Origin of the sequence: Agrobacterium sp. a22-2, assembly GCF_012276985.1 — a bacterium.
In the GTDB taxonomy this organism is placed as follows: domain Bacteria; phylum Pseudomonadota; class Alphaproteobacteria; order Rhizobiales; family Rhizobiaceae; genus Allorhizobium.
This window is the reverse complement of the sequence record NZ_JAAXMM010000021.1, coordinates 48,563-59,157: the sequence shown is the minus strand read 5'-3', so window position 1 is coordinate 59,157 and position 10,595 is coordinate 48,563. Positions and strand designations below refer to the sequence as shown.

Annotated in this window: 8 protein-coding genes; 6 read left to right on the top strand and 2 right to left on the bottom strand. The window is 61.8% G+C overall.

Annotated features, from left to right (window positions below):
* The first annotated feature begins 214 nt into the window (after positions 1 to 214).
* The 3 genes from HFC70_RS24525 to HFC70_RS24515 all read left to right on the top strand — a co-directional run bounded on the left by HFC70_RS24525 (position 215) and on the right by HFC70_RS24515 (position 2,300).
* The gene (locus HFC70_RS24525) at positions 215 to 1,552 is read left to right on the top strand and encodes an NAD(P)-binding domain-containing protein (RefSeq protein ID WP_168475935.1); all 1,338 of its coding nucleotides are present in this window, start codon (positions 215 to 217) and stop codon (positions 1,550 to 1,552) included.
* Between the two features lie 138 nt (positions 1,553 to 1,690).
* On the top strand, positions 1,691 to 1,870 hold the full coding sequence (locus tag HFC70_RS24520) for a hypothetical protein (protein WP_168475934.1): 180 nt from the start codon (positions 1,691 to 1,693) through the stop codon (positions 1,868 to 1,870).
* Positions 1,871 to 1,874: 4 nt separating this feature from the next.
* The gene (locus tag HFC70_RS24515) at positions 1,875 to 2,300 is read left to right on the top strand and encodes a type II toxin-antitoxin system VapC family toxin (protein WP_168475933.1); all 426 of its coding nucleotides are present in this window, start codon (positions 1,875 to 1,877) and stop codon (positions 2,298 to 2,300) included.
* A 13-nt stretch (positions 2,301 to 2,313) separates the two neighbouring features.
* On the opposite strand, the gene HFC70_RS24510 is transcribed toward HFC70_RS24515, so the two are convergent.
* Positions 2,314 to 4,614: a DUF1989 domain-containing protein gene (locus HFC70_RS24510; RefSeq protein WP_246735941.1), complete on the bottom strand. Its 2,301-nt coding sequence runs from the start codon at positions 4,612 to 4,614 to the stop codon at positions 2,314 to 2,316.
* 569 nt (positions 4,615 to 5,183) lie between these two features.
* Between HFC70_RS24510 and HFC70_RS24505 the strand changes: the two genes are divergently transcribed.
* The 3 genes from HFC70_RS24505 to HFC70_RS24495 all read left to right on the top strand — a co-directional run bounded on the left by HFC70_RS24505 (position 5,184) and on the right by HFC70_RS24495 (position 9,305).
* On the top strand, positions 5,184 to 6,158 hold the full coding sequence (locus HFC70_RS24505) for an ABC transporter substrate-binding protein (protein WP_168475931.1): 975 nt from the start codon (positions 5,184 to 5,186) through the stop codon (positions 6,156 to 6,158).
* Positions 6,159 to 6,238: 80 nt separating this feature from the next.
* Positions 6,239 to 7,342 (top strand): glycine betaine/L-proline ABC transporter ATP-binding protein, encoded by a 1,104-nt coding sequence (locus tag HFC70_RS24500; RefSeq protein WP_168475930.1) that lies wholly within the window; start codon positions 6,239 to 6,241, stop codon positions 7,340 to 7,342.
* Positions 7,323 to 9,305 (top strand): proline/glycine betaine ABC transporter permease, encoded by a 1,983-nt coding sequence (locus HFC70_RS24495; RefSeq protein WP_246735940.1) that lies wholly within the window; start codon positions 7,323 to 7,325, stop codon positions 9,303 to 9,305. Before HFC70_RS24500 ends, HFC70_RS24495 begins: the two co-directional genes overlap by 20 nt.
* 52 nt (positions 9,306 to 9,357) lie before the next feature.
* Here the strand turns inward: HFC70_RS24495 and HFC70_RS24490 are convergent, their stop codons facing one another.
* The gene (locus HFC70_RS24490) at positions 9,358 to 10,572 is read right to left on the bottom strand and encodes a polyhydroxyalkanoate depolymerase (protein WP_210259428.1); all 1,215 of its coding nucleotides are present in this window, start codon (positions 10,570 to 10,572) and stop codon (positions 9,358 to 9,360) included.
* Between the last annotated feature and the right edge of the window lie 23 nt (positions 10,573 to 10,595).

Genomic DNA, 10,595 nt, shown 5'->3' with positions numbered 1-10,595 from the left:
CCCCAACCCTCCCCACAAGGGGGAGGGGCCCGTCTTCGCCTGGTGCAATCTCGAATTCCATGTCGAACTCCGGGTGAGCGCTGCGGTCCAAATGAGAGGGTGCAACGGATTAAGCCCTCCCCCTTGTGGGGAGGGTTTGGGAGGGGCCTTCTGACGAGGGTGAGGAACCGTCCCCCGGCATGTGACGATACAACAAGAAATGAGGGAACAAGACATGACCAGAGTTGCAGTCATCGGCGCCGGACCATCGGGAACGGCGCAATTGCGGGCCTTCCAGTCGGCGGCCCAAAAGGGCGCCGAGATCCCGGAAGTCGTCTGCTTCGAGAAGCAGGCCGATTGGGGCGGCCTGTGGAACTATACCTGGCGCACCGGCCTCGACGAGTTCGGCGAACCGGTCCACGGCAGCATGTATCGTTATCTCTGGTCGAACGGCCCGAAGGAATGCCTCGAATTTGCCGACTACACTTTCGAGGAACATTTCGGCAAGCCGATCGCCTCCTACCCGCCGCGCGCCGTGCTCTGGGACTATATCAAGGGCCGGGTCGAGAAGGCCGACGTGAAGAAGTGGGTGCGGTTCAACACGCCCGTGCGCATGGTCGATTTCGACGAGGCGACGCAGAAATTCACCGTGCGCGCCCACGACCGGATCAAGGACATCGTCTATGACGAGGAGTTCGATTATGTCGTGGTCTGCAGCGGCCACTTCTCCACGCCGCAGGTGCCTTACTTTCAGGGCTTCGAAAGTTTCGGCGGCCGTGTCCTGCATGCCCACGACTTCCGCGATGCCCTGGAATTCAAGGACAAGGATGTGCTGCTGGTCGGCCGCTCCTATTCGGCCGAGGACATCGGTTCGCAGTGCTGGAAATACGGCGCCAAATCCGTCACAACCTCCTATCGCTCCAAGCCGATGGGTTTCAACTGGCCGGAACGTTTCGAGGAACGGCCGCTGCTCACAAAGGTCGAGGGCAAGACGGCTTTTTTCAAGGACGGCACCACCAAGGAAGTCGATGCCATCATCCTGTGCACCGGCTACCAGCATTATTTCCCGTTCCTGCCCGACAGCCTGCGGCTGGTCACGGCCAACCGCATGTGGGCCGACATGCTCTACAAGGGCGTGCAGTTCGAGAAGAACCCGAAACTGTTCTACATCGGCATGCAGGACCAGTTCTACACCTTCAACATGTTCGACGCCCAGGCCTGGTATGTGCGCGACATCATCCTCGGCCGCATCGCCCTGCCGCCGCAAGCCGAGCTCCAGGCCGATTTCGACAAGTGGCGGGCCCGCGAGGAAACGCTCGAGGATGCCGAGCAGATGATCTGGTTCCAGGGCGACTATGTCCAGGAACTGATCGATGCGACGGATTATCCGAGCTTCGACATCGAGGCCACCAACAAGACCTTCATGGAATGGGAACACCACAAGGCCGAAGACATCATGGGCTTCCGCAACAATGCCTACCGCTCGCTGATGACCGGCACCCTCTCGCCGAAGCACCATACGCCCTGGCTGGAGGAACTCGACGATTCCATGGAGACCTATTTGAAGAATTGAAGACGGCCAGCCGTCTTTGAAAGCGCCATGGTCGTTTGGAAGTGAAATGACGACACCACCTGTAACTTGGGTTGCGGGTGGTGTCTCCGGCCTTCGCATTCGTATGGCCCCAAGCCGCAGTGTGTGCTAAAATGCATTATGGACAAGGCATCGGCACATTCCACTGTTGTTATTCGCGATGACGAGACCGGACAGTTTGTCACGGTGAAGGGTCTCGGCGCGTTGAAAAACGAGCGGTTCCAGTTGGAGAAAACGATCGATCTCACCAAGCCGATCGCTGATCAGGTTCTGAAAAGCAAGCGCCAGAGCAAGGTCTGACAGTTTGTCCGGCGCCCTGCTCGACACCCATGCGCTGTATTGGCTGGTCAGCGGAACAGAGCAACTTGCAACGGACGCCCTGATCGCCATAGGCAGAGGCCAGCGTGACGGCAATCTCACTGTTTCGCCGATCACCGCGTGGGAGATCGCACTGGCTGCACGCAAGACACGAAACGCTCCGGGCCTTGGCGATATGCTTGCGAGCGATTGGTTTCGCGCGGCACTACGCGTCACCTCGGCTACAATCGCTCCCATCAATCAAAGGACAGCGGTGGAGGCCGCAAATGTCGTCGCGGCCACCGGACACCGGGATCCGGGCGATTGTTATCTGATCGCGACGGCCCGCGTGCGCAAGATGGCGATCATCACCCGCGACGATGCCATGCGGGAAATGTCCGTGTCAGGCTATCTCGAAGTCATCCGCTGTTAGACAGGGCGTACAATTACGACCGCGGCCTCGTCTTGCCCGGATCGTAATGGGAGAGCGCAACGACCACGGCCGGCAGCCGTTTCTGCTGGCCGTCGAGCTTGCCGATTTCGACTTGCGTTCCGGGAGCCGCATAGAGGGTATCGACCCGCGCCAAGGCGATCGACTTCTTGAGGATCGGCGAGCGTGTGGCGCTGGTCACGACACCCACCTGCGCCCGGCCGATATGGATGCAGTCGCCATGGCCGACGGCGTCGTTGCCGTCGATGTCGAGGCCGACCAGAACCTGGCGCGGAGTGTTCTTGCGCCGGATCAGCGCATCGCGGCCGATGAAGTCGTCGCCCTTCGATTTCAGCGGCACGGTAAAGCCGATGCCCGCCTCGAACGGATCGGTCTGGTCGGTGAACTCGTAATTGGCGAAGATCAGGCCGGCTTCGATGCGCACCATGTCGAGGGCGGCAAGGCCCATGGGCTTCAGTCCGTGCGGTTTGCCCGCTTCCCACACCGCGTCGAACACCGCGTTGGCATCCTTCGGGTGGCAGAAGATCTCATAGCCGAGTTCGCCGGTATAGCCGGTGCGCGACACGACGATCGGCGCGCCGTTGAAATCACCGATGCGCCCGACCGAAAACCGGAACCATTCGAGATCGGCGACCGACGCCTGCTTGGCCGGCGTCCAGATGATGTCTTTCAGAACCTCCCGGCTCTTCGGCCCCTGGATGGCGATATTGTGCATCTGATCGGTCGAGGAGCGCACCCAGGCCTGATAGCCCATCTTTTCGGCTTGCTCGCGCAGCCAGATGCCGCTCTGGTCGTCGCCGCCGATCCAGCGGTAATTGGTGTCGCCCAGCTTGAACAGCGTGCCGTCGTCGATCATGCCGCCATGCTCGTAGCACATCGCCGAATAGACGACCTGGCCGGTGGAGAGCTTGCGCACGTCGCGGGTCAGGCAATATTGCAGCAGCGCCTCGGCGTCCGGTCCGGTCACCTCGAACTTGCGCAGTGGTGACAGATCGATCAGAACCGCCGCCTCGCGACAGGCCCAGTACTCCTCGGTCGGGCCGGTATCCGCAAAACTGTTCGGCAGCCAGTAGCCGCGATATTCGACGAAATCGCGCGTCATCTGCGACAGTCGCGCATGGAAGGCCGTCTCGCGGGTCAGCTCGGCATCGGCATCTGGGGTCATTCGGTAGGCCACCGCTCTTGAGAATTTTTCTTGACCGGAATAGGTCCGGACATGGATATCCGTGGGATTCCAGGCATTTGCCGCATCGATATCGTCCGGGCACGACGAGGAAACGCAGACCAGATCGGTCATCGCCCGCATCAGCACATAGTCGCCGGGACGCGACCATGGCTCATCCAGATAGAGCTGGTTGTTGTGATCGATATGGGTGTTGTAGAAATAGTTGATCGCTTCCCAGCCCTTGCGCGGCGGGATGCCGTAGGGTTTCAGCACGGCGTTGAAATTGTCCGTGCAATTCACATGGCCGGGATAACCCATGTCGTCGTAATAGCGGGAATTGCAGGCCGTCGCGAACGCGTCGTGACGACCCACCGTGTCCTGGACGATCTCCATCAGTGGCTCGAAATCCCGGTCGAACGCCTTCGATGGTAGGCCGGGGGTCGGGTAGCTGCGGCCGAGCAATGTGCGGGTGACCGTCGAATCGAGCGCGAGATCCAGTCCCTTGTCGACCTTGCGGGCGGAAAACGCCTGGAAATCGGTACACTGCCGGCCGGACACATCGATGATCTGAATGAACTCTCCGGCGCGAACGAAATAGGCCGTGGCCGTGGCTGCCCGCACCCGGATTTCCTGCAGCGAATCCGCCATCGGCTCCGGCAGCGTCTGCTCGTAGGACCGTTGGAGGCTTACCCGCTGCACCCTGAGTTCGATCGGCGTCGCCGTATCCTGGTTGCCCGGCTCCATGGCTTCGCCGGGAGCCGCCACGATCAACAGGCCATCGCTGGTGATGGTCAGATCCGCCCGGCTGCCGGGCATCGATTGCGTGCCGAACAGCCGCAAGGCGCCGGCCTCAGCCAGATCGACGCCGCGGCGCTTCAGCGCGGCAAGCGTTCGCGCCGCACTGTCGTCTGGCGTGGACAGGATGGCCTTCAGTCCGTCCGCCTGATTGGTAAAGGCGGTCCCCAGCCCATGGGCCGCGAACCGGCCGTCTGGATCGACAAAGCTCACCTCTGCCGCTTGCCGGCCTTCGGTATCGGTAACCGTGATACGATCGCCCGCACTGACGCGGACAACCACCGAACCGCCGCCTCTCACGCGGTAACGCTCTAGTCCCGCGGGCAGGGTGGGCATTCCGGGCCGAAGGATCCGGCTCGGCGGCGGTGGCAGCAAGCCGGCAGGAAGCCCTCCGGGATCTTTTTGCAGTATCGGCATCGGAGCCTCCATGCGCCCGAAACGTCGTCCAGTCGGGTAAACCTATACCATCCGGCCGCTCCCTCGCAAACCTCAACTATCAACCGATAGGAATATTTATTTCCCGTCACTATCACGATCAGGATCGAATTGCCCAAGGACGAGGCATCTGCTGCCCTCTCAAAAGCAACCCGCCGATCATTGCGGCAAAATGGAACGGCCGTCGTCGAAGCCCGTCAAATCAGGGCGAAATCTGCCCTTTTCGCCGTTTTCGGCGTTGTGGAATGTTACTGGGAGTGTAATAGTATTCTTCTGACGAAAGAACAGGGGCGCTTTCGGGGCCTGCGGGTCCCATTGCGTCAATGATGCCTCCGCGTCTCCAGTAGCGTGTGACTATGCGTGCCCATGCGGTACCGACGAGATCGCAAGGCTATGCACAGCGATATGGACGCATCACGTCGTCCAACGAAAAATTCGGGGAATTTCAGCAGTTAACGGGAGAATTTAGCATGGTGAGAAGCAGACTGCTTTCGAAAGTGGGCTCCGGGGTCGTCGCTCTGGCGGCGGCATCCTTCCTGGCGCCCCTTGCTTTCGCGCAAGCGCCGGAATCCAACGATCCGATCAAGATCGCACTGTTCGATTGGACCAGCGTCAACCTCAATGCCAAGATCTATGGCGGCATTCTCGAAAAGCTCGGCTACACCGTGGAATATCCAACGGCCGACTATCTCTCGAGCCTCACGACGGGCCTCACCACGGGCGACCTGACGATCGGCATGGAGTTCTGGGCAACGACAGCCGGCGAGGCGATGGCGGCGTCCGACGCCACCAAGGAGACCGAAAACCTCGGCCCCCTCGGCCCCAAGGCCAAGGAAGAATGGTGGTTTCCCGAATATATGAAGGCCAAATGCCCCGGCCTGCCCAATTGGGAGGCCCTGAAGGCGCCGGCCTGCGCTGAAGCCTTCTCGACGGCCGAGACCGCGCCCAAGGGCCGTTACCTCGGCGGCCCGGTCACCTGGGAAGGTTTTGACGACGAACGTGTCGTGTCACTGGGCCTGCCGTTCACCGTCATCCATGCCGGCACCGACGCGGCGATGTTCGCCGAACTCGACTCCGCCTACCAGCGCGAGGCGCCGATCATGCTCTGGGTCTACTCGCCTCACTGGGCACCGGCCAAATACAAGGGTGAATGGGTCGAATTCCCGGAATATACCAAGGAATGCTACACCGATCCGAAATGGGGCTCGAACCCCGATGCCAAATATGACTGCGGCAAGCCGCATGGCGATATCTTCAAATATTCCTGGGCGGGCATGAAGGAAAAATGGCCCGTCGCCTACAAGATCGCTAAGGCCTACACCATCGAAACCGAGGTGCTCAACAAGATGAGCGGCGAGATCGACCTCGACGGCAAGGCGCCGGAAGATGTCGCGGCCGAATGGATCGCTGCCAATGAAGCGACCTGGAAGGCCTGGGCCGAATAGGCTTCCCGTCTGAAACGGTGCCGGCTCCGGTCCGAGAGGTCCGGGGCCGCCTTGGTGAGCAACGGTTTCGAGGAATACGCATGAACAGTATTGCTGATGCCAGCGTCGCAACGCCTCTCGGCGTGACACGTGACCAACGGCCGATCAAGCTGGCCTGCCGCAACGTCTGGAAAGTGTTCGGCAACGACGCGCAACACTTCATCGAAACCCGCGATGGACGGGCCAGCGCCGAAGATCTGGCCAAGGCCGGTCTTGTGGGGGCGGTTCGCAGTGTCGACCTGGAAATCCGCCAGGGTGAGATCTTCATCATCATGGGGCTTTCAGGCTCGGGCAAGTCGACGCTGGTGCGCTGCATGTCGCGGCTGATCGAGCCGACCTTCGGCAAGGTGGAATTCGAGGGCAAGGACCTGCTCAAGATCTCGGACGCCGAGCTGATCGAGCTCAGGCGCCACCGCATGGGCATGGTGTTCCAGAACTTCGCCCTGCTGCCGCATCTCAACGTGCTGGAAAACATCGCCTTTCCCTTGAGCATCCAGGGCATGGGCAAGGCGGAGCGCGAAAAGCGCGCCCGTGAGGTGATCGAACTGGTGGGCCTCAACGGCCGCGAGCATTTCTATCCGCGGGAACTGTCGGGCGGCCAGCAGCAGCGCGTCGGCATTGCCCGCAGCCTCGCCACCAAGCCTGAAATCTGGTTTCTCGACGAGCCCTTCTCGGCGCTCGATCCGCTGATCCGCCGGGAAATGCAGGACGAACTGATGCGCCTGCAATCGGTGCTCAACAAGACCATCGTCTTCATCACCCATGATTTCGACGAGGCAATCCGGCTGGCCGATCGCGTTGCCATCATGAAGGACGGCCAGGTCATCCAGATCGGCACGCCCGAGGAACTGGTGATCCATCCGGCCACCGACTACGTGGCCGAATTCACCCGCGATGTGCAGCGCGCCAAGGTGGTCTCGGCCCGCAGCCTGATGCAGGCGCCAACCACCGGTAATCATGGCGGCAGCGTCCTGCCCGGCGCCCGCATCTCGACATTTGCCCCTCAGATCGTGCGGTCCGGCAAGCCGTTTGCGGTCACCGATGCCGATGGATCGTTGCTGGGCGAAGTAACGCCGAAATCCGTGATCAGCCTGCTGGCGGGTCTGGAATCCGGGGAGGATGGCCATGGCGCTGCTCGCCTCTGAGACACGCGCAACCGACGGCCGTCCCATCCCGACATGGCCGGCCATCTGGGCCGCGGCACTGGCCGCAGTCCTGGTGCTTTTCCTGTTGCGCGACACGCTTTCCTTCGCGGTCCGATATCCAGCCGATGCCGTCATCCCGGCCGCCGATTGGGTCTCGGCCCTCATGAAGTGGCTGAAGACCAATATCAGCAGCTTCACCCGCCTCATCACCGCCACGCTGGGTGTGCCGCTCGAATTTGCGCTCGATCTGTTTGCCAAGAATTTCAAGTTCGGCCATGGGCCCGAGGCGATCACCCTGCCGCGCCTGTCCTGGCTCGGCATATGCGCTTCTGCCTATCTCGCAGGTCGCGCTTTCGGCGGCGACAAGCTGGCCCTGATCGTCGGCGGTTGCTTCGTCTATATCGCCCTGTTCGGCAAGTGGACGAGCGCCATGCTCACCCTCGGGCTGATCTCGATCGCGGTGCCGTTCTGCATTTTGACCGGCCTGCTGCTCGGCATTGCCGCCTGGCGCCGGCCCTGGCTGGACAGGCTGGTGATCTCGCCGGCGCTCGACCTGATGCAGACGATCCCGACCTTTGCCTATCTGATCCCGATGTTGCTGCTGTTCGGCAACAGCCCGGTTTCGGCGATGATCGCCACCGCCATCTTCGCAACGCCGCCGATGGTGCGCGCCACCATTCTCGGCCTATCGCGCGTGCCGTCCGAAATTGCTGATTTCAGCGAGATGGCCGGCTGCACCAGACAGCAGAAACTGTGGCGCGTCCTCATTCCGTCCGCCCGTCCGACGCTGATGGTCGGCGTCAACCAGGTGATCATGCTGGCCCTCAACATGGTCATCATCGCTTCGATGATCGGCGCCGGCGGTCTCGGCTACGACGTCCTCCTGGCGCTGCGGGCGCTGAAGGTCGGCGAGGCCATGGAGGCGGGTCTGGCGATCGTCGCACTCGCCATCGCGCTCGACCGACTCAGCCAGGCGATTGCCGCGCGCCAGGCGAAGACGAGTGCCGAGACGGATGAGACCGGCCCGTTCTGGCGCCGCTATCCCAACTTGACGCTGGCCATTGTCATCATGGTCGTCACCACCGTCGTCAGCGTCTGGGTGCCGGCCTTCACGCAGCTGCCGAAATCCATGACGCTCAGCACCGCGCCGCTCTGGAAGGCAGCACTCGACTGGGCGACGATCAACCTGTTCGACGTCATCGAAGTGTTTCGGGTCACCCTCATCCTCTACGTGCTCAATCCCGTGCGCGCACTCTGCGAGAACGTTCCCTGGATGGGTGCCGTCCTGCTGCTCGGCCTTGCCGGCTACCAGCTCGGGGGGCCAAGGCTCTCGGTCACGGTCGTGCTGCTGACGCTGTTCTGCGCGGTCACCGGCCTTTGGGAAAAGACCATGTCGACGGTCTATCTCTGCGGCATTTCCGCCTTCATCGCCTGCCTGATCGGCGTGCCGCTCGGCCTGCTCGCCTCCAGGAGCGAGCGGTTCAACCGCTTCATCACGCCCGTCATCGACACGTTGCAGGTCCTGCCGTCCTTCTGCTTCATCATGCCGGTGGTCATGCTGTTTCGGGTCGGGGATGTCACGGCGATGATCGCCACCGTCTCCTTCGCCATCGTGCCGGCGATCCGCTACACCAATCACGGCATAAGGCAGGTCCCGCCCTCGCTGATCGAGGCGGCGTTGGTCTCCGGTTGCACCAGGAGGCAGACATTCTGGCGCGTGCAATTGCCGCTGGCCCTGCCGGAAATCATGCTCGGCATCAACCAGACCATCCTGATGGCGCTGGCCATGATCATCATCTGCGCGATGATCGGCACCCGCGATCTCGGTCAGGAAGTCTTCATTGCGCTGTCCAAGGCCGATGCAGGTCGCGGCATTGTCGCCGGCCTTGCCATCGCCTTCATCGGCATCATCGCCGACCGCCTGTTCAACGCCCTGAGCAGCAGGAGCAAGGCCAGGGGCTGATCGGATGGTATGCCTCGCCGACGTCTGCGACAGTCGCAGACGTCCGGAAGGCCTATTCCATCGCTAGGATCATGTTGCGCACCACGGGGTAGATCTCGGCTTCCCAGCGCCGGCCGTTGAACACGCCGTAATGGCCGACATTGGCCTGCAGATGATGCCGCTTCAGATGCGGGCGCAGGGAACGGCACAGTTCGTGGGCCGACGAGGTCTGGCCAAGCGCGCAGATATCGTCGCGCCCGCCCTCGACGGTTAAAAGGGCGGTATTGCGGATATGGCCGGGATCGACCTTGCGGCCGTGATGGGTGAAATTGCCCGTCGCCAGTTCCGCCTTCTGAAACACCCGGTCGATCGTCTCGATGTAGAATTCTTCCGTCATGTCGAGCACGGCGAAATACTCGTCATAGAAGGCCTTGATCTTGTCCGCTTTCTCCGTCTCGCCCTTGGCCAGGTGCTCGAACAGCTTGCGATGCGCCTCCTGATGGCGGTCCATGTTCATCGCCATGAAGGCGACAAGCTGCAGAAAGCCCGGATAGACCCGCCGCCCGGCGCCCCCGAAGCGGGACGGGACCGTGCTGATCAGGGAATCTTCAAACCAGGCCAGCGATTTCGAAACAGCCAGTTCGTTGACCTTTGTTGGGCTTTCGCGCGGATCGATCGGCCCGGCCATCAGCGTCATGGTGCGCGGCGTGGCGGCATGCTTCTGCTCCGACATGATGGCGACGGCCGCCAGCGTCTGCACGCAGGGCTGACAGACCGCCAGGACATGGGCGCCCGGCCCGATCTCCTCGAGAAACCGGATGATATAGTCGACATAGTCGTCCATGCCGAACCGTCCGGCCGACAGCGGCACGTCGCGGGCATTGACCCAGTCGGTCACATAGACGTCGTGATCGCGCAAAAGGGTCTGCACCGTGCCGCGCAGCAGCGTCGCGAAATGGCCGGACAGCGGTGCCACCACCAGCACCTTGGGCCGCGGCGTGTCGACATCGACGGCAAAATGCAGGAGCTTGCCGAACGGCAGGTCCAGCGCCGTCTCGATGGTCACGGGCGCGTCGCGATTGCCGATCATGACGGAGGTGATCGCGAATTCCGGACCGGTATGGATGATCTCGAAGCGCGAAATCAGCTCCATCGCTGCGCCGAAATACCGCGACATCGTGTTGACCGGTTCCCAGAACGAAAAGCCTGAGAAGGCTTGCAGCCGCCTTGCCATGTCGCGCATCGGCGCCATCAGGTCGTCATGGAACTGGTAGGTTTGATAGAGCATGAGCAAGGGACCCCGTCACCGCA

Excerpts from the sequence above, each read along its gene's own strand:
- HFC70_RS24510 (WP_246735941.1), bottom strand. The coding sequence starts at position 4,614 with ATGCCCACCCTGCCCGCGGGACTAGAGCGTTACCGCGTGAGAGGCGGC.
- HFC70_RS24525 (WP_168475935.1), top strand. The coding sequence starts at position 215 with ATGACCAGAGTTGCAGTCATCGGCGCCGGACCATCGGGAACGGCGCAA.
- HFC70_RS24495 (WP_246735940.1), top strand. The coding sequence starts at position 7,323 with ATGGCGCTGCTCGCCTCTGAGACACGCGCAACCGACGGCCGTCCCATC.
- HFC70_RS24500 (WP_168475930.1), top strand. The coding sequence starts at position 6,239 with ATGAACAGTATTGCTGATGCCAGCGTCGCAACGCCTCTCGGCGTGACA.
- HFC70_RS24520 (WP_168475934.1), top strand. The coding sequence starts at position 1,691 with ATGGACAAGGCATCGGCACATTCCACTGTTGTTATTCGCGATGACGAG.
- HFC70_RS24505 (WP_168475931.1), top strand. The coding sequence starts at position 5,184 with ATGGTGAGAAGCAGACTGCTTTCGAAAGTGGGCTCCGGGGTCGTCGCT.
- HFC70_RS24490 (WP_210259428.1), bottom strand. The coding sequence starts at position 10,572 with ATGCTCTATCAAACCTACCAGTTCCATGACGACCTGATGGCGCCGATG.